The following is a 25,669-nucleotide window of genomic DNA, read 5'->3' as shown; positions in this document are numbered from 1 at the left end:
CGGGAGCCGCGCTCTCACTCATCCTGTTTCAAATTGACTCCCCTTACCCTCATGCGTCACGCTTCCAGCATGCTCCTCCTAGTCCTCGTCGTCGCGGCGACGGGTTGTTTCCACACCCGCGTCGAGACCGGTCTTCCGCCAGGGGCTGTGGGCTACGAAAACACCTTCGCGCCCAGTTTCCTCTTCGGGCTCGTCCCACCGCCGCCGGTTGACGGCGCGGCAGAGTGCCCGACGGGCGTCGCTATCGTCGAGAGCCAGATTAGCTTCCTCAATGGACTCGTTGCCGGGTTGACGTTCAACCTGTTCACGCCGATGACGATCAAGGTGACGTGCGCTGCCGGCGGTACGTCGGCAGCACCGGGTCAGACGCTTGACGTGGCTGCCGACGCCTCCGCGGAGGAGATCCGTAGTGTTATCGGGACTGCTGCCGATCAGGCCGTCGAGACCGGCAGCCCGGTCTACGTGCAGTTTACCCCCTAGCTCCGGCGATGGGGTGCGGCTCAACACTCCACGCGTAGGGGCGGCCCAACGGGCTGCCCCTACTTTTTTCTACCCCCGCTCATGGCGTACGTGCCCCATGTCTGACCTCGTACTGCGCGACCACGACGGCCCTGTCCTCACCCTCACCCTCAACCGCCCCGACAAGCGCAACGCGCTCAGCGCCGCCCTCGTTGGGGCGCTGGGCGACGCCCTTGCAGAGGCCGCCGCCGACGATGCGGTTCGTGTCGTTGTGCTGACGGGGGCGGGCAAAGTATTCTCCGCCGGGGCCGACCTCGCGGCACTGGAGGCGCTCCAGACGGCCTCGCCGATGGACAACCTCGCCGACAGCCAGCACCTCGCCGGCCTCTTCGAGGCGATCTACCGGCACCCGAAGCCGGTCATGGCGAAGGTCAACGGGCACGCGATCGCGGGCGGCTGCGGGCTCGCCGCGGTGTGCGACTTCGCCCTCGTCTCGGAGCGCGCCAAGCTGGGCTTCACCGAGGTGCGGATCGGGTTCGTCCCGGCCATCGTCTCCGTCTTCGTGCTCCGCAAGCTCGGCGAGGCGGCGGCGCGAGACCTGATGTTGCGCGGCCACCTCGTCACCGCAGCCGAGGCGGCCGCCGCCGGGCTCGTCACCCGGGCCGTTGCCGCGGACGACCTCGACGAGGCCGCGGGCACCCTCGCGCACGAGCTCGCGAGCCAGACCAGCGGGACCGCCGTCGCCCTCACCAAGCAGCTCCTCGCCGACGTGCCGGGGATGGGGCTTGCCGAAGCGCTCGGCCACGCCGCGAAGCTCAACGCCCTCGCCCGAGGCACCGATGACTGCAAGGCAGGAATCGCCGCGTTCCTCGGCAAGACGGACCCGCCGTGGCGAGTGGCAAAGGGAGGGTGAAGGAGTGCCCGGAGTGGAACACAGGGCCCCGAGTTGTTCGTTGAAGAAACCACAGCACAGTCAGCCCCAGCGCGGGGCCTCTTCTCACGAATTCTCTTCTACCATGTCTGAATCTGTCGCCACCCAAACCGCTCAACCTCAAACTGCGCACGCGCCCGAAGCCAGCGGGCAGGACAGCGGCCTTGAACTCAAAGCCTCCATGCACGCCCAGCCCATCCGCAAGGTCGGCGAGTACGAGGGCAACCCCATCGGCCTCAGCGAGGAAGCCTGCAAGGCTATCGCGCCGGAGTTGGACAAGCACCTCGCGGCCTACAACGTGCTCTACCACCAGTACCACAAGCACCACTGGCTCGTCGTGGGGCCGCAGTTCCGCGACCTCCACCTCTTCCTCGAAGAACACTACCAGAAGGTGCACGAGCACATGGACAAGGTGGCCGAGCGCCTGACCGTGCTCGGGTTCGTCCCGACATGTAGCCCCATCGAGCAGGAGAAGCTGAGCTACATCCGCCACGAGCCGGAAGGCCAGTTCCGCGTCCGCACGATGCTCGATCTCGACCTCGCCGCCGAGCGCAAGGTGAGCATCAGCCTCCGCGAGACCGTGAAGCTCTGCCTGGAGCACGGCGACTTCGGGACGAAAAAGCTCCTGGAGAAGATGCTCCAGCACGCCGAGGACCGGGCGCACCACCTCGAGCACTTCCTCGAAGAGGACAGCCTCGCCATCGGCCTGTTCCACGACGCGTCGGACCTCAAATAGACGCGCTCACGGCCCGAACAACCTGAGCGGGGCGGCCCTTCCGAGGCTGCCCCGCTTTTTGTGTCCCGGCCCCGCAGGGTCTCAGCCTGGTTCTGTGTAGGCCGCGATCCGGTCCACCTCGATGCGAAAGGGGCCATCCTGTCCGTCGTAGATGAACAGTTCGAGCACGGTGGCCCCCGCCGGGTCGAGCACCGCGCCCTCGACCGGGCGGCCGATGCTGGAGCCGCGGAAGGCGGTGAAGGGCAGCTTGGCCTCCTGCCAGGTCCCGTCGCTGGCCGCGGTCTCGAACGAGGCGCGGTAAGCAATCGGGAAGCCCCCGGCGCGCTCGCCCGTCTGAAGGCCGATTTCGTAGGTGCGCCCGTCGGCCCGGTAGCGGACGAGGATACCGTCGGCGTCGCCGAGCGCGAAACCGGCGGCACGGGTGCGGATGGAGGAGAAGCCGCCGCCGTTGGTGTTGGTGGACCCGGAGAAGACGAGGGTCGAGTCGGTGAAGGCGGGGCCGCCCTCAGAGCGGCCGCCCATCACGTTGTCGTTGACGATGCGCCAGCGGTCGGCCTGGTCGGGCTCGGAGAAGTCGATGAGGACGCGCGGTGCGGCGTCTTGGGCGGAGGCCATCGGGACGGAGGCGAAGAGGAGGGCAGCGAGGAGAAAGGTAGCGTACGGCATAGGAGTGACAGGGTATAGGAGCGAGAGGTAAACACCGGTGAAACTACCCGCGACGTGCGCCTAGTGTACACGGGAATGGAGCGCCCACATTTAACTGCCGGTCCACCGGGCGCTCGCCTATCTTGCAGCCCCACCCGAACCTGCCGCTCATGACTACCTACCGCGACGCCGGCGTCGACATCGCCGCCGGGGACGAGACCGTCGACCGCATCAAAGGCCTCGTCCGCCAGACCTTCACGCCGGGCGTGCTCGCCGACATCGGCGCGTTCGGCGGGTTCTTCGAGCTGCCGGCGGGCTACCGGCAGCCGGTGCTCGTCTCGTCGATCGACGGCGTCGGGACGAAGCTCAAGGTGGCCGTCCGCGCCGGGCGGCACGACACGGTGGGGCAGGACCTCGTCAACCACTGCGTCAACGACATCGCCGTCTGCGGGGCGCGCCCCCTGTTCTTCCTCGACTACCTCGGCACGGGGCGGCTCGACCCCGATGTGGCCGAGCAGATCGTCAGCGGGTTCGTCGCGGCGTGCGAGGCCAACGGCTGCGCACTCGTCGGCGGCGAGACGGCCGAGATGCCCGGCATCTACGACGTGGGCGACTACGACCTCGCCGGCTGCATCGTTGGGATCGTCGAGCGCGACGGGGTCCTCGACGGCAGCCGGGTCGAGGCGGGCGACGTGCTCCTCGCCCTCCCGTCGACGGGCCTCCACACGAACGGCTACTCCCTCGCCCGCGCCGTCCTCTTCGAGCATTTCGAGGTCACCGGCCGGCCCGGCGAACTGGGCGGGGAGAGCGTAGGCGAGGCGCTGCTGCGGGTCCACCGCTCCTACCTCGATGCGATCCAGGCCCTCATCGACCAAGACTTGGCCCACGGGTTCGCCCACGTCACGGGCGGCGGGATCGAGGGCAACACGCGCCGGGTCGTGCCAGACGGGCTGGGGCTGGATATCGACTGGAGCGCCTGGACGCGGCCTGCGATCTTCGAGTTGATCGGGCGGCTCGGCGAGGTGCCGGAGGAGGACCTGCGGAGCACCTTCAACCTCGGCGCGGGGCTGGTCGCGGTGGTCGCGCCGGATAGGAAAGACGAGGCCGTCGCCGTCTGGGAGGCGATGGGGGAGACGCCGTTCGAGATCGGTCGCATCACCGGGTAGGGGCGGGTCTGCAACCCGCCCGTACGACAACCCATCTTGCCATGTCGAATCTCGCTGACCAACCTATCGCGATGCTCGGGGCCGGGAGCTGGGGCACGGCGCTCGCGCACAGCCTCGCCGTCTTCGGCGGGCACGAGGTCCGGCTCTGGGCGCGGCGCCCCGAACTCGTCGAGACCGTCCGGCGCGAGCGGCGCAACCTCGAATACCTCCCCAACGCCGTCCTGCCTGAGCGCGTCGTAGTTACCTCGGACATCGACCAGGCCGTCGACGGGTGCGCGCTCGTCGTCGTTGCCACGCCCTCGCAGTCGGTGCGTGCGGTCGCTGGGTCGGTCGCGGGCGCGCTCGGGGCAGAGCACGCCGTCGTCTCCGTGGCCAAAGGCATTGAGATCGGGACGCTCCTGACGACGACCGGCGTGCTCCGCGAGGTGCTCCCCGCGGCCGACCCCGACCGGATCGGGGTGCTCTACGGCCCGAGCCATGCCGAGGAAGTCGGCGCGGGCAAACCGACGACCGTCGTGGTGGCGATGCCGGACGACGCCGTCGCCCACGGCGCCCAGCAGGCGTTCATGACCGACCGGCTGCGGGTCTACGTCAACGCCGACCTCGTCGGGGTCGAGATCGCGGGCTCGGTCAAGAACGTCATGGCCCTCGCCGCGGGGATGGCCGACGGGGTCGGGCTGGGCGACAACGCGAAGGCGGCGCTCGTCACGCGCGGCCTGGCCGAGATCAAGCGGCTCGGCCTCGCCCTCGGCGCGGACCCGCTGACCTTCGCCGGCCTCGCGGGCCTGGGCGACCTCATCGTGACCTGCTTCAGCCGCCACAGCCGCAACCGCTACTTCGGCGAGCAGATCGGGCGCGGACGCTCGCTCGGCGACGTGGAGCACGAGATGCGCATGGTCGCCGAGGGCGTCAAGACCACCAACTCGGCGAAGGCGCTCGCCGAGCGGCACGGGGTCGAGATGCCGATCACCGAGGCGGTCTACGACATCCTGTTCAACCACCTCCGGCCCGAGGACGCGGTCTACGAGCTGATGACGCGGGCGGCGAAGCGGGAGGACGCCCTGGCCGAGGTGGGGAAGGGGTGAGCGTGGAGGGCGTGGAGGGCGTCTCAAGGAAAGCCGAGAAAGGTACCGAAACCCTCGCGCTCCGCGCCGACGCCCTTACCCTCCCTGCCCCCCACGCTGAACTAACCCTCCGAGCCGAAACATCCCCCGGCCCCCGGCCATATCTCTGGCATGGACCTGTCCGACATCAAACGGTACGTCCGCCTCGGCGAGGGGCAGCACATCGAGTTCAAGCACCGCGCCCCGCGGCCGGAGCGGATCGCCAAGGAGATCATCGCGCTCGCCAACGCCCGCGGCGGCAAGCTCTTCGTCGGGGTCGAAGACGACGGGACGATTCGCGGGGTGCGCGACGTGGAAGAGGAGCGCTTCGCGTTCCAGCAGGCGCTCGAGACGCACTGCGACCCGCCGGTGGCGCACACGATGGAGCAGGTGCCGGTCACCCGCAAGCGCGAGGTGCTCGTGATCGACGTCCCCGAGAGCACCGAGAAGCCGCACTACCTCGTCGGTGCCCTGAACGGCAACGGGCGGGCGCGGACCCCCTACGTCCGCGTTGCCGACCAGAGCATCGAGGCCAGCCGCGAGGCGGTCCGGCTGATGAAGCACGAGCGCGCGCCCGGCGACGTCCGGTTCGAGTTCGGCGACAAGGAGCGGGTCCTGATGCGCTACCTCGACCGTCACGAGCAGATCACCGTTGAAGGCTTCGCCCGCCTCGTCGACATCCCGAAGCGCCGCGCCTCGCAGACGCTGGTTCTGCTCGCGAAGGCCAACCTCCTCCGGCTCCACCCGAGCGAGCAGGCCGATTACTTCACGCTCGCCTACGACGTGGAGTAAGACAGACGGTGGGGGAACATGGAGAGCGGGGAGGAGCCTTCGCAGGCTGGGCGAATCCGAACCCAATCCCTACACTCGTCGTCCCCGCGCAGGCGGGGACCCACAGGCGGAGCCAGTCGGTGGGTCCCGGATCGGGGTCCGGGATGACATATGCTTCCAGGATTGGAAGTCGTCACAAGCGGAACCGCAGCATTTGGAGCTTCGCTGATGGGTACTGTCGGAAGGGCCAGGCCTGGCCCGCAGTGCCCGCAGAACCGACAGGGTGTCGGAAACCGAACGCGCCGTTGCGTGTAGAGGAGACGAATCCTAGCCACCGAGCACGCGCGCCTCTTGCACCTCCCGCCCGCCGGAGCTAGTCTTCCGCGAAACCACTCGGACCCGCATGTCAACCTTCGCTCCCTCCAACACCTTCCTCCGCGCTGCTGCGATGCAGTGTAAAGGGATGTGTATGCCTTGCCGTGGCATGGAGGGGGACGCCTAGCGTCCGCGCGCGTTTCGTCGCACCACTGCACCCCCTCCAGCCATCCGGCCGGAGGGGTTTTCGTTTGCCCTGACGGCCGGTCCATCCCCGCACCGTCATGAGCACAGCCAATGGCCACGACCGGCCGCTCCGCTTCGAGACCCTCCAACTCCACGCCGGGCAGCGGCCCGACCCGGCGACCAACGCCCGGGCGGTCCCGATTTACCAGACGACCTCCTACACGTTCGACGACGCAAGCCACGCCGCGCGCCTGTTCGGGCTCGAAGAGTTCGGGAACATCTACACCCGGATCATGAACCCGACGACGGACGTGTTCGAGCAGCGGGTCGCCGCGCTCGAAGGCGGGGCCGCCGCGCTCGCTGTTGCCTCGGGCCAAGCCGCCCACACGCTCACGTTCGCCACGATCGCCCAGGCGGGCGACAACATCGTCGCCTCGAGCAAGCTCTACGGCGGGACCTACAATTTGCTCAAGGTCTCCCTCCGGCGGCTTGGCATCGAGACGCGGTTCGTCGAGGCCGAAGACGAGACGCCCGAGGCGTTCCTCGCCCTCGCCGACGATGACACCAAGGCCTTCTTCGTCGAAACCCTCGGCAACCCCGACCTCACGGTTCCCGACTTCCGCGCCCTTGCCGACGCTGCGCACGACCTCGGCGTCCCGCTGGTCGTCGACAGCACGTTCGGCGCGGGCGGCTACTTCGTCCAGCCGATCGAGCACGGCGCGGACATCGTCACCCACTCGGCGACGAAGTGGATCGGCGGGCACGGCAACTCGATTGGCGGCGTGATCGTGGACTCGGGCCGCTTCGACTGGCGGAATGGGCGGTTCCCGCTCTTCACCGAGCCCAGCGAGGCCTACCACGGGCTCGTCTTCTCGGACGTCTTCAACCCGGACAGCGACCTCGGCAACATCGGGTTCATCATCCGGGCGCGCGTCGAGGCGCTGCGCGACTTCGGCCCGGCGCTCTCGCCGATGAACGCGTTCCTGCTCCTCCAGGGTTTGGAGACGCTCTCGCTCCGCGCCGAGCGCCACGCCGAGAACGCCAACCGCCTCGCCGCCTGGCTCGACGCGCACGACGCGGTCGAGTGGGTGTGGCACCCGTCACTGGCCTCGCACCCGAGCCACGAGCGGGCGCAGCGCTACTTCCGGGACGACACCTTCGGTGCCGTCCTCAGCTTCGGCATTCGGGGTGGGAAGGAGGCTGGGCAGGCGTTCATCGAGGCCGTCGAACTGGCGAGCCACCTTGCCAACGTCGGCGACGCGAAGACGCTCGTGATCCACCCGGCGAGTACGACCCACCAGCAGCTCTCCGACCGCGAGCAGCGCGCGAGCGGCGTGACGCCCGAACTCGTCCGCGTCTCGGTCGGGCTGGAGCACATCGACGACATCCTCGCCGACTTCGCGCAGGCGTTCGAGAAAACCCTCGTCGCAGCCTGAGCGTGCGCTGCCCGCCTCGACGGGCAGCGCCTCCGTCCGGGTGGCGAAGTGGCTAACGCGGCGGTCTGCAACACCGCTACTCGCGGGTTCGATTCCCGCCCCGGACTCCACCAACCCTTCATCATGCTCCAATCCATCACGCTCGACGCCTCGTTCGTCACCGACGCCGGCGCGACCCTCGACCGACCGACGGTGACCTACGGCGCGTGGGGCCGCCTGAACGACGGGGCCGACAACGCCGTCGTCGTCTGCCACGCCCTCACCGGGAGCCCCGACGCGACCGACTGGTGGGGGCCGCTCATAGGTCCCGGCTGCGCGCTCGACACCGACCGGTACTTCGTGGTTTGCCTGAGCGCTCCGGGGTCGCCCTACGGCGCGCTCTCGCCGCGCGCGACGGACCCCGCGACAGGCCGGGACTACGGGAGCACGTTCCCGCGCTTCACCGTCCGCGACAGCGTCCGGCTCCACCGGGCGGCGCTCGACGCGCTCGGCGTCCGCGGCGTCGCGCTTGCCATTGGCGGCTCGCTCGGCGGGATGTTCGCGCTCGAATGGGGACGCTACCCTGGGTTCGTCCGCGCCGTCGCGCCGGTCGCGGTCGGGGTGCGGCACGAGGCGTGGGCGATTGGCTGGAACGAGGCGCAGCGGCAGGCCCTCTTCGCCGACGCCGCCTGGGCCGGGGGCGACTACGACCCGGCGACGCCGCCCCGCGCAGGCCTCGCCGCCGCTCGGGCTGTGGCGATGCTCTCGTACCGTTCGCCCGCCGCCTTCGCCGAGCGCCACGGACGACGGGCGATGCCCGATGACCCCGGTCTGTTCGCCGCGGCGAGCTACCTCCGCTACCAGGGTGCCAAGCTCGCCGACCGCTTCGACGCCGCCTGCTACGTCGCCCTCACCCACACGCTCGACAGCCACGACGCGACCCGGAGCGAGGGCGACGGCGGCCTCGCTGACATCACCGTGCCCGCGCTCGTCGTCGGGATCGACAGCGACGTGCTCTACCCGCTCGCCGAGCAGGAAGCACTCGCGGCGGCGCTCCCCGACGCCACGCTCGGCGTGGTCCGTTCGCCCTACGGCCACGACGCGTTTCTGATCGAGTTCGACCAGCTCGGCACCCTCCTCCGGCCGTGGGTCGAGCGCCACGCCGCCTCGCCCTCCACCGAAGCCCTGACCTCGTAGCCCCATGCCTCTCCACGTCCTCAAGTTCGGCGGTACCTCCGTCGGCGCCCCGACGGCGCTTTCGAACGCCGCCCAGATCGTCGCCCGCGCAGCGGCGGAGGCTCAGGTCGTGGTCGTCGTCTCGGCCGCGTCCGGCGTGACCGACACGCTCGCCCACGCCGTCGCCGCCCTCGACGGGACGGGGTCAGATGCCGGCCCGCACGTCGCGCGCGTGCGTGACCGCTACGCTCGGCTCGCGGCGGCTGCGCTCAGCCGCGACGGCCTCCGACGCTACGAGGTTGCCCTCGGCATCCACACCGCCGCCCTCGGCCGGGTGCTGAGAGAGGTCTCCGGCGAGTGCGCGACGTTCGCCCTCCGCGACGCCGCGCTCGCGGTCGGCGAGCGGCTCTCGGCTCCTCTCGTGGCGGCGCTGCTGAGCGAGACGAAGCTCGACGCGCAGCCCGTCGACGCCGCTCGGCTCGTTCGCACGGACGACCGCCACGGGGTGGCCTCGGTCGATGCCCTTGCGACGTACCCTGCACTGCGGGCCTGGCACCGAGCACTACGTCCCGGCGTCGTCCCCGTCGTGACCGGCTACCTCGGCAGCACCGACCGGGGCACCGTGACGACGCTCGGGCGCGGCGGGAGCGACTACACGGCCGGCCTCGTCGCCGCCGCGCTCGGGGCCGACCTGCTGGAGCGCTGGACCGACACCGACGGGCTCTACGACGACGACCCGAACCTCAACCCCGACGCCGCGCCGGTCCCCACGCTCCGCCTCGACGAGGCCGCCGCGCTCGCCCGTCAGGGCCGCCTCGGGATGCACCCCCGCGCGCTCGACCCGCTCGTCGGGACGGCCACGCGCGTCCGCGTCCGCTCCACCGCCGCCCCCGACGCGCCCGGCTCCTGGCTGCTACCAACCTCTGCCGACGCTTCGCCTGCCGACTCTCTGACTCCCGAACCCGCTCACGCTTCCACGCCATGACCTCGTCCGCCTCCGCTGACCTCTACCTCGCCGGCGTCGGTGCCGTCGGCACCGCGCTCCTGGGCCGCCTCGAGGCGCTCAGCGACGGCGCGCCCCGTCTCGTCGGTGCCTGCACCACACGCGGTGCGGTGTGGAACCCCGATGGCCTCGCGCCTGCCGCGCTCGCCGCAACCCCGTCGTGGGACGAGCCGACCGACTGGAATACCATCCTGCCGCGACTCGAAGAGGCCGCAGGCGGGGCGCGGCCGGTCGTGTTCGTCGACGCCACGAGCGATCCCGACGTGGGGCGGGCCTACCTCCGCCTGCTCGAAGCGGGCGTCCTCGTCGTCACGCCGAGCAAGCACGCCAACACGTTCGAGCAGGCCTACTTCGACGCGCTCCTCGCGGCGTCCGGCGGTGGCGTCCGCTACCGCTACGAGACGACGGTCGGGGCCGGCCTGCCCGTCGTCCAGCCCGTCCGCGACCTTCGGGCGAGCGGGGACCGGATCGAGGAGATCGTGTGCTCGCCCTCGGGGACGCTCACGTTTGTGTTCGACCGGCTGGGGCAGGGGGCGTCGTTCAGCGAGGCCGTCGTCGAAGCCCGGCAGCGCGGCTATGCCGAGCCCGACGTCCGCGACGACCTCTCGGGCGAGGACGTGGTGCGCAAGCTGATAATCCTCGCGCGGACGGCCGGCTACCGCGTCGAGCGGAGCGAGGTCGAGGTCGAGCCGCTCACCCCGCCTGCCCTCGCCGACGTGCCCGCCGCCGAGGTCCCCGACCGGCTCGCGGCCTACGACGCGGCCTGGTCCGACCGGGCAGCAGCGGCAGCAGCCGAAGGCCAAGTGCTGCGCTACGTCGGGCGGTTCGAGGACGGCCGGATCGCGGTCGGCGTCCGCGAGGTGCCGACGGACTCGGCGCTCGGGCAGCTCGCCGGGACCGACACGCTCTTCACGTTCCGCACCGAGCGCTACGGCGACGCCCCGATCACGATCTCCGGCCCGGGAGCTGGGGCCGACGTGACCGCAGGCGGGATCCTCGCCGACGTCCACACCGTCGTCGCGCAGGCACACGCAGCGCAGGAGCAGGTGGTACCGGCAGGCTGATCGACGCAGGCCGGGTAGCGATCGTCAGCGTTCCGTCATCCTAGACTCGATCCGGGACCCGTCAGGAGAGGCGTAGCGCGCCTGTGCGGCGGGAGGCCTCGGCCGGTTGAGTCCGTTTTTGCAAACTAGAAGCGGAGTGACACGGGTTGACACCCCCGGGTGGTATGTTGCGGTCGCCGCAGGAAGGCAACCGGTTGTCTGTTATTGTGAGATGACTTGACATCCGCTGTCTTGCCCGTAGGTTACACCGGGCACACTTCGCCCGCTCGTCGTCCGTCACCCGTAACTCGACCCTCCCGCCGTGCCCGTCGTCGACGTCATCCCCCTCCACGAGACCGCGAAAGAGCGCTACCTCAACTACGCGCTCTCGGTCATCACCAGCCGCGCGCTCCCCGACATCCGCGACGGCCTGAAGCCGGTCCAGCGCCGCATCCTCCACGCGATGCACAAGGACCTCCGCCTCACGCCCGACGCCCGCTTCCGCAAGAGCGCGACGGTCGTCGGCTCGGTGATGGGGCAGTACCACCCCCACGGCGACACGGCGATCTACGACGCCGCCGTCCGCATGGCGCAGCCGTTCAGCCTCCGCGCGCCGCTCGTCGACGGCCACGGCAACTTCGGCTCGCTCGACGGCGACAACCCGGCCGCGATGCGCTACACCGAGGCGCGGCTGACCCCGCTCGGCGCGTCGTTCTCGGAGGAGATCCGCAAGAAGACGGTCCCGTTCCGCCCGAACTACGACGGGACGCTCTTCGAGCCGGTCGTCCTCCCAGCGCAGTTCCCGAACCTGCTCGTCAACGGCGCGACCGGCATCGCGGTCGGGATGGCGACGAACATTCCGCCGCACAACCTCGGCGAGGTGATCGACGCCGCCATTTACCTCGTCGGCAGCCCGAACGCGCGCATCTCGACGCTCGTCGAGAAGTTCATCCCGGCCCCAGACTTCCCGACCGGCGGGCGTATCCTCAACACGCCAGACGAACTCGTCTCGATCTACGAGAAGGGCGAGGGCGCGGTCGACCTCCGCGGCGGCTACGAGATGGAAGGCAAGGGTAAGGTGATCCTGACCTCGGTGCCCTACGGACTGGCAAAGGGCGACCTGATCGAGAAGATCGCCGACCACATCCGCACGGGCCGGGTCCCGCAGATCGTCGATATCCGCGACGAGAGCACGGACGAGGTGCGGGTCGTCCTCGAGATCAAGCGCGGCGCGGACGCCGAGGCCGCGCTCGCCTACCTCTTCAAGCACACGCCGCTCCAGACCCGCTTCCACGTCAACATGACGTGCCTCGTCCCGACCGAGAACCCGGAGGTCGCCGCGCCGAAAAAAGTCAACCTCCGCGAGGCGCTCCAGGCGTTCCTCGACTTCCGGTTCGAGGTGGTCGTCAAGCGGCTGCGGTACGACCTCGAGCTGCTCGAAAAGCGCATCCACATCCTCGAGGGCTTCGTCAAAATCTTCGACGCGCTCGACGAGGCGATCAAGCTCATCCGAAGCTCGAAGAACAAGGCCGACGCCGCGCAGCGCCTCATGCACCGCTTCGGGATCGACGACCTGCAGGCCGACGCGATCCTGGAGATCAAGCTCTACCGCCTCGCCCGGATGGAGGTCGACGCCATCCGCGCCGAACTCGCCGAGAAGGAGAAGGCCGCCGCTGCGCTCCGCACCCTCCTCGGCGACGAGAAGGGCCTGTGGACCCTCATCAAAAAAGAGCTGCGCGACCTCCGCAAGCAGTATGCGACCGATCGGCTCTCCGAAGTCATCGGTCCCGACGCGGTGCTGGAATACTCCGCCGAGGACTACATCACGAAGGAAGATGTCTACGTCATCGTGACGCGCGACGGGTGGGTCAAGCGCCAGCGCTCCTACACCGAGATGGGCGCGATCCGCGTCCGCGACGGCGACGAGGTGGCCTACGCCCTCGCCGGCTCGACGCGCGCCACCGTCGCCTTTTTCACGAGCGCAGGCCGCGTTTTCACCGCCCGCATCGACGACCTCCCGCAGACGACCGGCTACGGCGACCCGGTCCAGAAGTTTTTCGACTTCAGGGACAAGGAGCACGTCGTCGGCGTCGCTTCGCTCGACGAGCGCGTCCTGCCCACGCCGATCCCGGTGGGTGAGGCCGAGCCCGAACTCTTCGGCGGCGACGGTGCCCCGGCCGACCTCGACGTCGGCCCCTTCGGCGTCGCCCTCACGGACGACGGGATGGCGGTCCGCTTCACGCTCGACGCCTTCGCCGAGCCGTCGAACAAGAACGGCCGCGTGTTCATGCGGGTCGGCAAGGGGAGCCGGGTCGTCGGGGCGGCGGTCAGCCGGGGCGACGAGAACGTGTGCCTCGCCTCGCGCGAGGGCCGGGCGCTGATCTTCCCCGCGCCGCAGATCCCCGTCTTCAAGAGTGCCGCTAAAGGCGTCATCGCGATGCGGCTCGACGAGAAGGACCGCGTCCTCGGGTTCGTCCTCTCCGACGCCGCCCGCGAGGGCTTCGAGGTCGAGACCAACCGGGGCCGGACGGAGATCGTGCGGACGACCAAGTTTGAGGTCTCGAACCGGGGTAACAAGGGCAAGAACGTGATCCAGCGCGGCACGCTCCGCCGTGTCGTCCCGCCGCCGGTCGAGCTTCACCTGAACGGCCAATGAGTGACGAATGCCGAACGACGAGCGACGAGTTTCTGAACGGCCAAGGCCGCACCAGCGTACTCCGTACTCGACTATCCAGTGATCTTATGCCTACGGTCTCGATCCCACCTGCTGCCCGTGCGCTCCTCGACTCGCCTACGCTCCCGCGTCACCTCCGGGCGCTGCAGGAGACGATGGCTCAGGAAGCCGCCCGCCGCGAGCACTTTCTTGAGGCGCTGTCGCCGGACGAGAAGTCCGAGTTCATAAACGGAGAGGTGATTGTGCATTCCCCCGCCCGCCACCGCCATAACGATGTAACCGCTCGCCTCGTCGCGCTTCTCAAGCCGTACGTGACGCTCCACGACCTCGGGACGGTCGTAGCCGAAAAGGCGCTCATCTCGCTGACCCGCAACGACTACGAGCCGGACGTGTGCTTCTTCGGCCGAGAGAAGACATCGGAGATCACACCCGACACGCTCCGCTACCCCGCGCCCGACCTCGTGATCGAAGTGCTCAGCCCGAGCACCGAAGTGCGAGACCGCGGCGTCAAGCTCGAAGACTACGCCGCCCACGGCGTCGCCGAATACTGGCTGCTCGACCCCGACGCTGAGACGGCCGAGGTCTACGTCCTCGACGAGGAGAGCGAGACCTATGCGCTCCGGCTGAAGTCTGACCACGGCACGCTTGCCAGCGTCGCCGTCGAAGGCTTCGCCGTTCCCCTCCGCGCCGCCTTCGACGATGCCGAGAACCTCGCCGCCCTCCGCAGCCTCCTCGCTGCCTAAACCAACGACAGACGACCGACCACGCATGGCAGAAGTAGCAACCACCTACACCGGCAGAGACATTCAGGTCCTCGAAGGACTGGAGCCGGTCCGCCGCCGCCCCGGCATGTACATCGGCGGGACCGGCAAGGCGGGCCTCCACCACCTCGTCTGGGAGATCGTCGACAACGCCGTCGACGAGGCCACCAACGGCTACGCCTCGCAGATCGAGGTCGTCCTCCACCGCGACGGGCGGAGCCTGACCGTCACCGACAACGGGCGCGGCATCCCGGTCGACAAGCACCCGACGAAGAAGGTGCCGACGCTGGAGGTCATCCTGACGACGCTCCACGCAGGCGGCAAGTTCGACGGGGCGAGCTACATCACCTCCGGCGGCCTCCACGGCGTCGGCTCGTCGGTCGTCAACGCGCTCTCCGAAGAGCTCGTCGCCGAGGTCAAGCGCGACGGGACGCTCTACCGGCAGACCTACGAGCGCGGCGCGCCGACCTCGAAGCTGAAGCGCGTCCGCAAGAACGTCCGCGGCACCGGCACCAGCATCTTCTTCCGGCCCGACCCCGACATCTTCGAGACGGTCGTGCTCGACGCTGCGGTGATCGCCGAGACGCTCGAAGTCAAGACCTACCTCAACGCCGGGCTGAAGATCGTCTTCAAGGACGAGACGGCCGGCACGCGCCACGAGTTCGAGCACGAAGGCGGGATCGCGGAGTACCTCGAAAAGCTGATCGTCGACGACACGGCGCGGCCGGTCCATCCGGCGTCGTTCGTCGTTAGGCAAGACCTGGAGGAAGGCGGGCGGATCGAGGTCGCGCTCCACTGGACCGAGGCGCCGAAGGAGCGACTTCATTCGTTCGTCAACGGCATCCCGACGCGCTTCGGCGGCACGCACGAGCAGGGGATGAAGGACGCCGTCACGAAGTCAGTCCGGAACTACATGGACACCCACGACCTCGTCCCGAAAAAGCTCGACATCACCGCCGACGACATCCGCGAGGGGCTCTACGGGATCGTCAACCTCTTCATCGTCGAGCCGCAGTTCCAGGGCCAGACCAAAGAGCGCCTCAACAACCCCGAGGCGCGCGGTGTCGTGAGCGGTGCCCTCCGGGTTGACTTCGAGCAGTACCTGAACGCGCACCCGACCGTCGCCGAGGCGATCATCACCCGCGTCGTGCAGGCGGCGAAGGCGCGCGTGGCGAGCCGGACGGCGGCGCGGCAGGCCCGGCGGAAGTCCGCCGTCAGCCACCGCCTCAACCTCCCCGGTAAGCTCGCCGACTGCTCGTCGACCGACCCCGCCGAGAGCGAGCTGTTCATCGTCGAGGGCGACTCGGCCGGCGGCTCGGCCAAGCAGGGGCGCGACCGGAAAACGCAGGCGATCCTCCCGCTCCGCGGCAAGGTCCTCAACGCCGAGCAGGCGACGACGGCGAAGGTCAGCGCCAACAAGGAGCTGTCGAACATCGTCGACGCCCTCGGCTGCGGCCTCGGCGACGACCTCGACCCGGCGAAGCTGCGCTACCACAAGGTCATCCTCCTGATGGACGCCGACTCCGACGGGCACCACATCGCGACGCTCCTGCTGACGTTCTTCTACCGTTACCTCCGCCCGCTCATCGACGAGGGATACGTCTACATCGCGCAGCCGCCGCTCTACCGGATCGACGCCGGGAAGGAGACCTACTGGGCGCTCGACGAGGCCGACCGCGAGAAGATCCTCAAGAAGCTGACGAAGGGCCGCGCCAAGCCGGAGATCCAGCGGTTCAAGGGGCTCGGCGAGATGATGCCCGCGACCCTCAACGAGACCACGCTCGACCCCGCTTCGCGCCGCCTCCTCCAGGTCACGATCCCCGACGGCGAGAAGCTGGAGACCGAGACGACGATCTCGGACCTCATGGGCCGCGACGCCGCCCCGCGCTTCGCCTTCATCATGTCCAACGCCGCCGAGGTCGAAGAGCTTGACGTGTAGCAGAGGGCGCTTAGGCGTCCCGCGCTCGGTCAATCTCCTGAGCCTGCTTGACCAAATCCTCGAGCGATTCGTCACCGAGCCACTCGTGACGCTCCGCCGTGTAGTCGCCGTGCCCCGTCGCGTATTGGTTCAGGAAACGGATCGCGTCCACGACACCTAGCTCTCGCACGAGCGCGGCGTGCCCAGCGCGAATAATCTCGTAGAGGGGGCGCATCCGTAAGGTCATGAGTCAGCCTTGGTTGGAGAGCTAAACGTGTGACAGAGGTCCGTTATCTGGACCCTGGTCGGTCAAGGCTCCAAGCGAATACCCAAACTTCGCAGACGCCCCTCGAACGCCTCCGGCTCGTCCACGACAAGGCCGATACGGCGAACGCTCCGGGCGACCCCATAGGGGCCAGTCGCCTCAAGAGGCATGTGGAGTTCCACGACGTACTGGGGGCTGCCGACCGGGACGGTGCTGAGGTAGTCGTCACCGGGGGCCGGTTGCCGTGTCCGGCTGACGCCGGCGACATGCCTCCACGCTACAGCCAGGTCCCAACGCAGGCCGTAACGGAGGCGGAGTCCGTCGACCCCGAGTTCATGTGGACGACTACGCATGGCCCGGTAGTCTCCGATCAGCCAGATGATGCCGTAGAGCGAGAGCGCGGCGTGAGCGAACGCCGCCGTCTCGCTCCAGGCTTGAAGGAGAAGGTGGACTGCAACGAGTTCGACCGCAGCAACCATGAGTACGGCGGCGAATACAGCACCATACCCGCTTCGGCGGTGGTAAGCGAAGCTGTGCACCGGTGGCTCCGTGCGCCGGAATAAGAAGGCGTAGTGGAAAAGCGAGACCTCGTAAGCCAGCGCGCCCGCGACGGCTGGCACGTCGAACGCCCCCCGCAGCGCCTCCCTCACGCGGTCGTAGAAGTCACCTCCTGCCGCGCTCGCTTCCCGGTTCGCGCGGACAACGCGCCACGCCTTGTGGCCGACATATCCGACGAGCGCCAGCTCGACTGCCGGGAGCGCGTATCCGATGGCTCTCAGCACCGACTGGTGCTCCGCAGGAACGATGAGCGACGCCAACCCGAAACTGAGAAGGAAGACCGGGGCGAGCGTGATTGCTGGCCAACCCCGCCCACGGACCAGGACGACGTAGTAGAGGGCCGGGACGAGGATGACGAGGTCGGCCGTCATCCCCACGGCTACGGCACCCGGTGCGCTGGCCTGGGGCAGAACTTCAACGATGAAGAACGTGGCAGCGTAAACGGCGAGGAGCGGTGCTGCAAACCAGAGAGGAGATGTCAGCCGTCGGACGGTCATCGCTCAGCGTTCTAGTTCTGGAGAGTGTACATGACCAGTGACTGAGCAAAATAGCCACCTTACTTCTTCACAACAGCGAAGAAGCGATACGGCTCATCGGAATGGCAGAGGTGCCGCAAGCAGTTCGTGGTCTGGGCTTACCGCGTGACTTCCGAGCCGCTCACGACTCCGTCTCGATAAAGCCTCGGTTGCGCAGCAGGGCGTCCACGTTCGGCTCGCGGCCGCGGAAGCCGACGTAGGCGTCCATGGCGGGCTGCGTATCACCAGCCGAGAAGACATTTTCGTACAGCTTCTGCGCTAGCTCGGGGTCGAAGATGTCGCCGGCTTCTTCGAACGCGGCGAAGCCGTCGTTGTCGAGGACGCCCGCCCACAGGTAGCTGTAGTAGCCCGACGAGTAGCCCTCGCCCGCGAACGTGTGCAGGAAGTGCGTCGAGCGGTGGCGCATCGGGATGTCTTCCAGGTTCTCGCGGCTGGCCAGCACCTCGGTCTCGAACGCGTCGATCTCGAGGGAGGCCGGGTCGGTGTTCAGGTGGTAGGCGAGGTCGACGAAGCCCGAGTTCAGGAACTCGACCGTCGCAAAGCCTTGGTTGAACGTGGTCGCGCTGAGCACGCGCTCCAGAAGCGCGGCCGGCATCGGCTCGCCGGTCTCGTGGTGCAGGGCGAAGCGCTCCAGCACCTCGGGCTGCGACAGCCAGTGCTCGTAGATCTGCGCCGGGAACTCGACGAAGTCGCGGTCGACCGATGTGCCCGCGAGGGAGGGGTACTCGGTGTTGGAGAGCAGCCCGTGGAGGCCGTGGCCGAACTCGTGGAAGAGCGTCGTCGCGTCGGTGAACGATAGGAGGGCGGCCTCGCCCTCGGCGGGCTTGTTGTAGTTGCAGTTGTTGAGGATCAGCGGGAGTTCGCCGGTCAGCCCGTTCTGGGGGCGGAAGCTGGACATCCAGGCCCCACCGCGCTTGCCGGGACGGGCGAAGAAGTCGCCGTAGAAGATGCCCGCGATCTCGCCCTCGGCGTCGCGCATCTCCCACGTTCGCACGTCCGGGTGGTAGGTCGGGATGTCCTCGCGCTCGGTGAGGGTGATGCTGAAGAGTCGCTCCGCGACGTAGAACATCGCCTCGACCATGTTGTCGAGCTGGAGGTAGGCCTTGACCTCGCTCTCGTCCAGGTCGAAGCGCTCGGCGCGCACCTGCTGGGTGTAGTAGCGCCAGTCCCAGGGCTCGAGGTCGTGGTCGAGACCCGCCGCGGCGATGCGCGCCTCGATGTCGGCGGCTTCTTCGAGGGCGCGGTCGCGGGCGGGGTACCAGACCTGCTCCATCAGCGACATCGCCGCCACCGGCGTACCGGCCATCGTCCCGGCCGTGCGGTAATGGGCGAAGGTCTCGAAGCCGAGGAGGTTGGCCAGTTCGAGGCGCAGGGCCAGAATCTCGCGGATCGTGTCCTCGTTGTCGTTGTCGTTCGCGTTCGACCCGCGCTGGGTCCAGGCGCGCCAGGCCGTCTCGCGCTGCGCGCGGTTCGGGGAGGCCTGGAGGAACGGCTCCACGCTGGAGCGTGCCAGGGTGATGACGTGGCCCTCCATCTCGCGGTCGGCCGCCGCCCCGGCCGCGGCCGAGACGATGTAGTCCGGCAGGTCCGCCACGTCCTCTGCGCTCAGCTCCAGCGTCCAGGCTTCGCGGTCGGCCTGCTCGTTCTGGGCGAACTGGGTGTAGAGCCCGGCCAGCGACGAGCGGATCTCGGCGAAGCGCTCGCGGTCCGCGCCTTCGAGCTGGGCACCGGCACGGATGAAGTCCTCGTGCCTAGTCTCCAACAGGCGCATCTGCTGGGGCGCCAGCCCGAGCGTACCGCGCGCCTGGTAGAGTGCATCGATGCGCGCGAACAGGTCCGGGTTCAGCGTAATCGACGCGCTGTGCTCCGCCAGGCGCGGACTCATCTCGCGCTGAATGGCCCGGAGCTCGTCGTTCGAGGCCGAGCTGGTCAGGTTGAAGAACACCCGCGAGATCCGGCCCAGCTCGCGCCCCGCCTGCTGCATAGCCAGCATCGTGTTGTCGAAGGTCGCCGGCTCGGGGTTGGAAGCAATCGCCTCGATCTCGGCGGTGTGCTTGGACAGGGCCACGTCGTAGGCCGGCAGGAAATGCGATTCCTCAATCTCGTCCAGCGGCGGAGTGCCGAACGGCGTGTCCCACGCCGCCAGCAGCGGGTTATCATCGGCGACGACTGCAGCCGCTTCAGGTTTGGCCTCAGCAGGGGCCGGCTCGTTGTCTTGGGGCATGGAGGCTGCCGTGTGGGTAGTGAGGAAAAGAACCAGCAGGAGAATCGGCAGTCGGTCGGACTTCATCGGCTCGGGCGGTAGGGCTGGAGAACGGAAGGTGCGGTGGTGTTCAAGGTACGGTACGCCATCGCGTTTGGTGGGGTCACAGCCTGCCCACCGTCGCAGGGCGTACCACCGGTACGCCCCTACCTGTCGGCGTCGAATGCTGTCGGCGTCGAAGCGCTCGACGTCGAAGCCCTTGGCATGCAGGTCTGCTACCGTCTCTCTGAGTTCACTGTGCACCCTGCCGGCGTAGGGGCGTACGGCCGTACGCCCTACAGCGATTGAGGCGGAGCACCGTGCAGGCACCCTGCACCACCATCTCAGCGAACTGGTATGCGGAGTCACCTCGGCGGAAACTGACAGGCTGAGGCTGTGTTGAACCTCAACACACCTGACGACGCGACTATGCGTGATACTGTCTCGATCAGTCTACCTAAGGAGGTCAAAGCCGAGCTCGACGCTGCCGTCGAGCAAGAGGGACTCTCGCGCAGCGACCTCGTCCGGCAGGCGCTGCGCGACTACCTCTTTGTCCGACGCTTCCGGCAGCTTCGCGCCAGCATGATGAGCAGGGCGCAGGCGCAAGGCATTTTCACGGACGACGACGTGTTCGGCCGCGTCTCGTGAGAGTCACGCTCGACACGAACGTGCTGATCGCGGCCTTCATCGCTCGTGGCACATGCGCCGACTTACTGGAGCATCTCGTCCGCCACCACACGCCGGCTGCCTCGCCGTTCATCCTCGGCGAGTTCCGCGAGAAGCTGGCGGGGAAGTTCAAGATGCCCGAAGCCGAGGTCGATGAGGCCGCCGTGCTGCTGCGTACACGGCTGGAGATCACCGAGCCGGAGCCGCTGGCGGAGCCCGTCTGCCGCGACCCGGATGACGACGCCGTGCTAGCGGCTGCGAGAGGAAGCGCCTGCCTGGTTACAGGCGACAACGACCTGCTCGTCCTGCGACGGTTCGAAGGCCTTCCCATCCTGCGCCCGAGCGAGTTCTGGGCTTTCGAGGCGAAGACGGCCTGATCGTCAGCTGGGCAGGTAACCGGGCTGGGTCCACACGAAAGCGCCGCCCCTCGGCATGCGAGGAGCGGCGCTCAAGTGCGGCCGGGTCAGGTCAGCCTCCGTAGCGCTGGTACCACGCGTCCGCGCCGATGGGGTGGCCGTGCCGGTCGATGACCGACACCTCGGACGATAGGCCGTGCCCGCGCACGCGGATGCGGTCGCCGTCGAAGCTCGTGAAGCTCATCGACACCGGCTCGTTGAAGCAGGCGAGCTGCTCCTCCAGGATCGAGGCCGTGAGGCGCTCGCCCTGCCGCACCGACGCGAAGTAGTCGGTGTAGTAGTGCACCCCGGCCATGTTGCGGGCAATCGAGATGTTGGCGGCGAGCTTGTCGAGTTCGCCCTGCAGGGTGAGGTCGTGCGAGCCCGGCGCGCGCCGGATCGTGCTGCCGTTGCCGACATAGGCGTGGTTGAATCCGTAGGCTCCGCTGCCGCCCGGGCCGTCGCCCGCGTCGAGCGGCCACGGCAGCTCGTCGCCGCGCTCGTCGTACATCTCGAAAAACGCCTTGAGCACCGTCACGCAGGCCCCGGCGACGGTCGCGTGGCCGGCCCCGTAGGAGGGGTGCGTCGGCGAGCCTTCGGGGAAGGCCATCGGGAGGAGGTAGTTCTTCGCGTCGTCGATCACCGGGAGGTCGGCCGTGTTGCCGTTCGACGTGATGCGGTCTTGGGCATCCGGCTCCGCGTTCTTCGCAGCGATGGCCGAGAGGAGGTCCGCCGGCATCTTGCTGTGGAGCTCGGCGAGCGCGCTGCGGAGCGCGTCGTTCGGGATGCGCGCCGGGTCGTTAGCGTAGAGCGTGAGGAGCGCGGCGGCGACCTCGGGGCGGAGGCGGCGGTGGTGGAGCCACTTCTGGCGCCAGACCAGCTTGAGGGCGCGCGTGGCGACCTCGGCAACGAGGCTCAGGACGTGCGCCCCGCCGAAGCTGGCGAACGCCGAGCGCGTCCGGCTGAGCGTCTCCGGCATCCCGCGGTCGAACCCGAACGGCGCGCCGCCGGCGAGCATGAGGTTGCACGCGACCTGGTAGGCCTGGTAGAGCGCGTCGAAGTGGACGTAGGTGGCCACGTCGCGGGGCGTGGTGAGGAAGCGGCGCTCCGGCTGGAACTGGTCCTTGCCGTTGAAGTCGGCCCCGTTCTGGGCGTCGAGCCACGAGGCCCAGGTCTGGAGCCAGTCCACGCCGGCCTCGGCCACGGCGCTGCGCTGGTCGATGAAGGCGGAGCCGTAGAACACGTACCCGTCGTCGACCTCGATGGCGGTGCGCTTGCAGACCGACGGCTTGGACGGCCCGGTGTCGGGGCCGCGGTTACCGACGAGCATGAACTGCGAGAGCCACGGCCCGGCCTGGGACCCCGGCGTCGAGCCGCGGAAGAGCGTGTCCGGCCCGCCGAGCATGCGGCCGGCCCCGCTCGGGATGCCGGCCGTGTTGCCGTCGAACCACGACATGCTCCGCAGCGCGTCGGTCACCATCGTGCTGGCCGGGGTGCCGGCCTGGAGGTCCTCGAACGACTCGTCGCGGAGGAGCGCCATGCCGTATACCTCGGCGAGTTCGGCCGCAAACTCGTCACTGCCGAGGCGTGGGGCGGCGTCGACAGAGAGGGCGCCGGCGTCCGCTCCCTGGAGGTCGAAGGCGTGGCCGGTGAAGGGGCTGGTCAGCTTGCGGCGTCCCTCCGTGCCTGTGGTCCGGCGGGGGTGCGTGCCCTCCGGGAAGTTGTCGCCGGCCAGGACCCCCTCGAACCGGCGATGGTCCTGGCTGAGCAGGGCCTCGACGAAGTCGCGGTAGGCGTCGGGGTCGACGAAGCCATCGGCGTCGTGGGGTAGGCTCTTGTGATAGTTGGCCGCGAACGTGTCGCCGTAGGCGACCTCCTCGTCGTTGGCGTTCGTGCGGACGGCTCCGCGCTCTCCGGCGCGGCTGCCGGCGTGACGCCGGTGCTCGTAGGCAGCGTCGGCCCGGGGGGCGCGGTCCGGGTTGGGCGTTCCGATAACTCCACTCATGGGGAATACCTGTCTGAATTGTTTTGTAGGGATGACATTCTCCAAAAGGAGACGCCTACAGAACGCAAGCCGCGAGGTGGGGGGGACGCCCTGCTTTTCGTCAGGGAATAATCCCGACGTGTCGGGCGGCGGGCCCTGGGTCAGTCGAGCAGTCCCGTCACGAGTTCGGGGAAGAGGATGATCAGCAGCAGCCCAACGAGTTGGATGCCGATGAACGGGAGTACGCCCCGGTAGATGTCCGTCGTCTTGATCTCGGGCGGGGCGACGCCGCGGAGGTAGAACAGCGCGAACCCGAACGGCGGGGTGAGGAACGAGGTCTGGAGGTTCATCCCCACCATCACCCCGAACCACACGAGGTCGACCCCGAGGAGAGCGGCGGCGGGCGCGAGGAGCGGGATGATGATGAAGGCGATCTCGAAGAAGTCGATGAAGAAGCCGAGCACGAAGATCACGAGGTTCGCCACGACGAGCAGCCCGATCACGCCGCCGGGCAGGCTCGTGAGCAGGTCCTCGATCCAGAGGTCGCCGTAGAGGCCTCGGAAGACGAGTGCGAAGGCCGTGCTCCCGATCAGCAGAAAGACGACCATCGTCGTGAGGAGCGTCGTCGTCTTGGCCGTCTCCCACAGCGCCGACCGCGTCAGCCGCCGGTTGACGAGCGCGAGGAGGGTGGCGCCGACGGCCCCGAGCGCGCCGGCCTCGGTCGGGGTGGCGATGCCGGCGAAGATGCTACCGAGGACGACGACGATGAGGACCAGCGGCGGGAGCATCACCTTGAGGACGCGGCCGAGGAGCGCCGCCCCGCGCTCGCGGCGTGCCTCCGGCGGGAGGGCAGGCGTAGCCTCGGGCTTGAGGACGGAGACGCCGACGATGTAGAGCGCGTACAGCCCGGCCAGCAGCAGGCCGGGCATGAGGGCCCCGACAAAGAGGTCGCCGACGGACACCCCGAGCTGGTCGGCGAGGACGATCAGGACCACGCTCGGCGGGATGATCTGCCCGAGCGTGCCCGAGGCCGTGATGACGCCGGTCGAGAGCGCCGCGTCGTAGCCGTAGCGCTGCATCACCGGGAGCGAGATCATCCCCATCGCCACGACGCTCGCGCCGACCACGCCCGTCGCCGCCGCCAGGAGCGCGCCGACGAACACAACGGCGAAGGCCAGCCCGCCGCGCATGCGGCCGAAGAGCGCGCCGATCGTCGTCAGGAGGTCCTCGGCGAGGCGGCTCTTCTCCAGCATCGTCCCCATGAAGATGAAAAACGGGACCGCCAGCAGGATCGCGTTCGACATCACCCCGAACGTTCGGTCGCCGAGCGCGAGGAGGTAGGGCCAGTCGAAGAACCCGAACTCGACCCCGAGGAGGGCGAACCCGAGTGCGGTCCCGCCGAGGGCGAAGGCGACGGGGTAGCCGCTGAAGATCAGGAGCAGCGCCGCCGCGAACATCAGCGGCCCGAGGAGGTCGGCCGTCACGGGATTCGGGTGTGGGCGGGTGGGCGGGTGCGGGTATGGGGATGAGCATGCGGTGGGGATGAACCTACTCCCGCACTCCCAACCACCCGGACTCCCGGCCTCATCTCAGGCCCCCTCGGCTGCGTGGGACTCCGGCGGGGTGCTACCGCTCCGCAGGCGTGCCGCCACCTTGATGATCTCGGCGATGCCTTGCAGCAGGAGCAGCACGAACGCGACCGGGACGAGCGCCTTGACCGGGTAGCGCGGCAGCCCGCCGGGGTCGGGCGAGACCTCGCGCACGGCCCACGACTCGGCGACGCTCGGCCATGTCGCCCACAGCATCAGCCCGCAGAAGGGGAGCAGGAAGAGGAGCGTCCCGAGGAGGTCGGTCCAGGCCCGGCCCTGCGGCCCGAGGCGGCCGTAGAGCACGTCGACGCGGACGTGGTCGTTCTCGCGGAGCACCCACGCGGCGGCGAGCAGAAAGACCGCACTGAAGAGGTACCACTGGCCCTCCAGAAACGCGTTCGAGGTCAGCGACAGCCCGAGCGGCCGCCCGGCGTAGCGCAGGAGCGCCGTCAGCGCCCCGAGGCCGACGAGGGCGATCATCAGCCCGCACGCCACCTTGCCGATGGCGGCGTTGATCCGGTCGATGGCGCGGGCGAGGCGGAGCACGGAGGGCAGAGGACGGAAGACAGAGGACAGAAAACGGTAGGGGCTCAGAAAACTACCGAGGCCGCAGCGCTCCGCGCCAACCGCGTAGGGCCTCACCGTCCACTGTCCTCCGTCCGCTGTCTACCGGTCCAGCCCTAGCTCGATCCGCAGGTCGTCGATGGCACCGACGGCGACGCCGTCGACGTAGTTGTTGCGCTCGTCGTCGGCGTGGCCCTTGACCTTGACGAACTCGACCTCGTGGTTCGCTTTAAGCCGGAGGAGGTCTTCCCAGAGGTCGCGGTTCTTGACGGGCTTCTTGCCGGCGGTCTTCCAGCCGCGCCGCTGCCAGCCGTCGATCCACCCCTCGGCGAAGGCGTTGACGATGTAGGCGCTGTCGGTGTGGACGGCGACGCGGCAGGGCTCCCTCAGCGCCCGCAGCCCCTCGATTACCGCCACCAGTTCCATCCGGTTGTTGGTCGTCTCTGGCTCGGCACCTTTGAGGGTCTTCTCGTGCGGGCCAGACTGGAGGAGGACGCCCCAGCCGCCGGGCCCGGGGTTGCCGGAGCACGCGCCGTCGGTGTAGAGGACTACGTCTTTCAAGGAGATC

23 protein-coding genes and 1 tRNA gene are annotated in these 25,669 nt (G+C 68.8%); 16 read left to right on the top strand and 8 right to left on the bottom strand.

From position 1 onward, the window contains the following. Nucleotides 1–51 precede the first annotated feature (51 nt). From AAGI91_09790 to AAGI91_09780, 3 genes are all read left to right on the top strand, one after another. Nucleotides 52–480 carry a hypothetical protein gene (locus AAGI91_09790; GenBank protein MEM1042908.1) on the top strand — a complete coding sequence of 143 codons (429 nt, stop codon included), beginning with the start codon at nt 52–54 and terminating at the stop codon, nt 478–480. 97 nt (nt 481–577) lie between these two features. Then, nucleotides 578–1,372 carry an enoyl-CoA hydratase-related protein gene (locus tag AAGI91_09785; GenBank protein ID MEM1042907.1) on the top strand — a complete coding sequence of 265 codons (795 nt, stop codon included), beginning with the start codon at nt 578–580 and terminating at the stop codon, nt 1,370–1,372. A 103-nt stretch (nt 1,373–1,475) separates the two neighbouring features. Beyond that, nucleotides 1,476–2,126: a DNA starvation/stationary phase protection protein gene (locus tag AAGI91_09780; GenBank protein MEM1042906.1), complete on the top strand. Its 651-nt coding sequence runs from the start codon at nt 1,476–1,478 to the stop codon at nt 2,124–2,126. A gap of 81 nt (nt 2,127–2,207) precedes the next feature. Here AAGI91_09780 and AAGI91_09775 read toward each other — a convergent pair whose 3' ends face one another. Further along, nucleotides 2,208–2,792 carry a CIA30 family protein gene (locus AAGI91_09775; GenBank protein MEM1042905.1) on the bottom strand — a complete coding sequence of 195 codons (585 nt, stop codon included), beginning with the start codon at nt 2,790–2,792 and terminating at the stop codon, nt 2,208–2,210. A 149-nt stretch (nt 2,793–2,941) separates the two neighbouring features. On the opposite strand from AAGI91_09775, the gene purM reads away from it, so the two are divergent. From purM to AAGI91_09720, 11 genes are all read left to right on the top strand, one after another. Continuing rightward, nucleotides 2,942–3,937 (top strand): phosphoribosylformylglycinamidine cyclo-ligase, encoded by a 996-nt coding sequence (gene purM, locus AAGI91_09770; GenBank protein ID MEM1042904.1) that lies wholly within the window; start codon nt 2,942–2,944, stop codon nt 3,935–3,937. Nucleotides 3,938–3,978: 41 nt separating this feature from the next. Continuing rightward, a complete protein-coding gene (locus tag AAGI91_09765; GenBank protein MEM1042903.1) occupies nt 3,979–5,022 on the top strand; it encodes an NAD(P)H-dependent glycerol-3-phosphate dehydrogenase in 1,044 nt (347 codons plus the stop codon). Nucleotides 5,023–5,172: 150 nt separating this feature from the next. Next, nucleotides 5,173–5,832: an ATP-binding protein gene (locus AAGI91_09760; protein MEM1042902.1), complete on the top strand. Its 660-nt coding sequence runs from the start codon at nt 5,173–5,175 to the stop codon at nt 5,830–5,832. 578 nt (nt 5,833–6,410) lie between these two features. Next, entirely contained in the window at nt 6,411–7,748 is a 1,338-nt protein-coding gene (locus tag AAGI91_09755; GenBank protein ID MEM1042901.1) for an O-acetylhomoserine aminocarboxypropyltransferase/cysteine synthase, read from the top strand. Between the two features lie 34 nt (nt 7,749–7,782). After that, nucleotides 7,783–7,858, top strand: a tRNA-Cys gene (locus tag AAGI91_09750). A gap of 13 nt (nt 7,859–7,871) precedes the next feature. Beyond that, complete coding sequence (metX, locus tag AAGI91_09745) at nt 7,872–8,924, top strand: homoserine O-acetyltransferase (GenBank protein MEM1042900.1); 1,053 nt, start codon at nt 7,872–7,874, stop codon at nt 8,922–8,924. A gap of 4 nt (nt 8,925–8,928) precedes the next feature. Further along, entirely contained in the window at nt 8,929–9,888 is a 960-nt protein-coding gene (locus AAGI91_09740) for an aspartate kinase (protein MEM1042899.1), read from the top strand. Then, nucleotides 9,885–10,970, top strand: a complete 1,086-nt coding sequence (locus AAGI91_09735; protein MEM1042898.1) for an aspartate kinase — start codon at nt 9,885–9,887, stop codon at nt 10,968–10,970. The genes AAGI91_09740 and AAGI91_09735 overlap by 4 nt, the downstream gene beginning before the upstream one ends. A 301-nt stretch (nt 10,971–11,271) precedes the next feature. Beyond that, nucleotides 11,272–13,605 (top strand): DNA topoisomerase (ATP-hydrolyzing), encoded by a 2,334-nt coding sequence (locus AAGI91_09730; protein MEM1042897.1) that lies wholly within the window; start codon nt 11,272–11,274, stop codon nt 13,603–13,605. 86 nt (nt 13,606–13,691) lie between these two features. Beyond that, a complete protein-coding gene (locus AAGI91_09725; GenBank protein MEM1042896.1) occupies nt 13,692–14,366 on the top strand; it encodes a Uma2 family endonuclease in 675 nt (224 codons plus the stop codon). A gap of 25 nt (nt 14,367–14,391) precedes the next feature. Beyond that, entirely contained in the window at nt 14,392–16,323 is a 1,932-nt protein-coding gene (locus tag AAGI91_09720) for a DNA topoisomerase IV subunit B (GenBank protein ID MEM1042895.1), read from the top strand. 10 nt (nt 16,324–16,333) lie between these two features. Here AAGI91_09720 and AAGI91_09715 read toward each other — a convergent pair whose 3' ends face one another. The 3 genes from AAGI91_09715 to AAGI91_09705 form a co-directional block, all read right to left on the bottom strand. Further along, entirely contained in the window at nt 16,334–16,549 is a 216-nt protein-coding gene (locus tag AAGI91_09715) for a hypothetical protein (protein MEM1042894.1), read from the bottom strand. A gap of 62 nt (nt 16,550–16,611) precedes the next feature. Next, nucleotides 16,612–17,622 carry a hypothetical protein gene (locus tag AAGI91_09710; GenBank protein MEM1042893.1) on the bottom strand — a complete coding sequence of 337 codons (1,011 nt, stop codon included), beginning with the start codon at nt 17,620–17,622 and terminating at the stop codon, nt 16,612–16,614. A gap of 160 nt (nt 17,623–17,782) precedes the next feature. Then, nucleotides 17,783–19,885, bottom strand: coding sequence for a M3 family metallopeptidase (locus AAGI91_09705; protein ID MEM1042892.1), 2,103 nt, complete (start codon nt 19,883–19,885; stop codon nt 17,783–17,785). Between the two features lie 447 nt (nt 19,886–20,332). On the opposite strand from AAGI91_09705, the gene AAGI91_09700 reads away from it, so the two are divergent. Both AAGI91_09700 and AAGI91_09695 read left to right on the top strand, forming a co-directional pair. Beyond that, complete coding sequence (locus AAGI91_09700) at nt 20,333–20,551, top strand: YlcI/YnfO family protein (protein ID MEM1042891.1); 219 nt, start codon at nt 20,333–20,335, stop codon at nt 20,549–20,551. After that, on the top strand, nt 20,548–20,946 hold the full coding sequence (locus tag AAGI91_09695) for a putative toxin-antitoxin system toxin component, PIN family (protein MEM1042890.1): 399 nt from the start codon (nt 20,548–20,550) through the stop codon (nt 20,944–20,946). Before AAGI91_09700 ends, AAGI91_09695 begins: the two co-directional genes overlap by 4 nt. A 91-nt stretch (nt 20,947–21,037) precedes the next feature. On the opposite strand, the gene AAGI91_09690 is transcribed toward AAGI91_09695, so the two are convergent. The 4 genes from AAGI91_09690 to rnhA all read right to left on the bottom strand — a co-directional run bounded on the left by AAGI91_09690 (nt 21,038) and on the right by rnhA (nt 25,662). Continuing rightward, nucleotides 21,038–22,969, bottom strand: a complete 1,932-nt coding sequence (locus tag AAGI91_09690) for a vanadium-dependent haloperoxidase (protein ID MEM1042889.1) — start codon at nt 22,967–22,969, stop codon at nt 21,038–21,040. Between the two features lie 140 nt (nt 22,970–23,109). After that, entirely contained in the window at nt 23,110–24,432 is a 1,323-nt protein-coding gene (locus tag AAGI91_09685; GenBank protein MEM1042888.1) for a TRAP transporter large permease subunit, read from the bottom strand. 105 nt (nt 24,433–24,537) lie between these two features. Further along, a complete protein-coding gene (locus tag AAGI91_09680; protein ID MEM1042887.1) occupies nt 24,538–25,083 on the bottom strand; it encodes a TRAP transporter small permease subunit in 546 nt (181 codons plus the stop codon). A gap of 120 nt (nt 25,084–25,203) precedes the next feature. Then, the gene (gene rnhA / locus AAGI91_09675) at nt 25,204–25,662 is read right to left on the bottom strand and encodes a ribonuclease HI (GenBank protein ID MEM1042886.1); all 459 of its coding nucleotides are present in this window, start codon (nt 25,660–25,662) and stop codon (nt 25,204–25,206) included. Nucleotides 25,663–25,669: the final 7 nt, after the last annotated feature.

The sequence above is a fragment of the Bacteroidota bacterium genome, from assembly GCA_038746285.1.
Taxonomy (GTDB): domain Bacteria; phylum Bacteroidota; class Rhodothermia; order Rhodothermales; family JANQRZ01; genus JANQRZ01.
Note: the sequence above shows the minus strand (reverse complement) of the source record. Positions and strands in the feature narration are given on the sequence as shown.

Bases quoted from the DNA above. Each gene is read 5' to 3' on its own strand.
- AAGI91_09790 (MEM1042908.1), top strand. From the start codon at position 52: ATGCGTCACGCTTCCAGCATGCTCCTCCTAGTCCTCGTCGTCGCGGCG.
- AAGI91_09785 (MEM1042907.1), top strand. From the start codon at position 578: ATGTCTGACCTCGTACTGCGCGACCACGACGGCCCTGTCCTCACCCTC.
- AAGI91_09780 (MEM1042906.1), top strand. From the start codon at position 1,476: ATGTCTGAATCTGTCGCCACCCAAACCGCTCAACCTCAAACTGCGCAC.
- AAGI91_09775 (MEM1042905.1), bottom strand. From the start codon at position 2,792: ATGCCGTACGCTACCTTTCTCCTCGCTGCCCTCCTCTTCGCCTCCGTC.
- purM (MEM1042904.1), top strand. From the start codon at position 2,942: ATGACTACCTACCGCGACGCCGGCGTCGACATCGCCGCCGGGGACGAG.
- AAGI91_09765 (MEM1042903.1), top strand. From the start codon at position 3,979: ATGTCGAATCTCGCTGACCAACCTATCGCGATGCTCGGGGCCGGGAGC.
- AAGI91_09760 (MEM1042902.1), top strand. From the start codon at position 5,173: ATGGACCTGTCCGACATCAAACGGTACGTCCGCCTCGGCGAGGGGCAG.
- AAGI91_09755 (MEM1042901.1), top strand. From the start codon at position 6,411: ATGAGCACAGCCAATGGCCACGACCGGCCGCTCCGCTTCGAGACCCTC.
- metX (MEM1042900.1), top strand. From the start codon at position 7,872: ATGCTCCAATCCATCACGCTCGACGCCTCGTTCGTCACCGACGCCGGC.
- AAGI91_09740 (MEM1042899.1), top strand. From the start codon at position 8,929: ATGCCTCTCCACGTCCTCAAGTTCGGCGGTACCTCCGTCGGCGCCCCG.
- AAGI91_09735 (MEM1042898.1), top strand. From the start codon at position 9,885: ATGACCTCGTCCGCCTCCGCTGACCTCTACCTCGCCGGCGTCGGTGCC.
- AAGI91_09725 (MEM1042896.1), top strand. From the start codon at position 13,692: ATGCCTACGGTCTCGATCCCACCTGCTGCCCGTGCGCTCCTCGACTCG.
- AAGI91_09720 (MEM1042895.1), top strand. From the start codon at position 14,392: ATGGCAGAAGTAGCAACCACCTACACCGGCAGAGACATTCAGGTCCTC.
- AAGI91_09715 (MEM1042894.1), bottom strand. From the start codon at position 16,549: ATGACCTTACGGATGCGCCCCCTCTACGAGATTATTCGCGCTGGGCAC.
- AAGI91_09710 (MEM1042893.1), bottom strand. From the start codon at position 17,622: ATGACCGTCCGACGGCTGACATCTCCTCTCTGGTTTGCAGCACCGCTC.
- AAGI91_09705 (MEM1042892.1), bottom strand. From the start codon at position 19,885: ATGCCCCAAGACAACGAGCCGGCCCCTGCTGAGGCCAAACCTGAAGCG.
- AAGI91_09700 (MEM1042891.1), top strand. From the start codon at position 20,333: ATGCGTGATACTGTCTCGATCAGTCTACCTAAGGAGGTCAAAGCCGAG.
- AAGI91_09690 (MEM1042889.1), bottom strand. From the start codon at position 22,969: ATGAGTGGAGTTATCGGAACGCCCAACCCGGACCGCGCCCCCCGGGCC.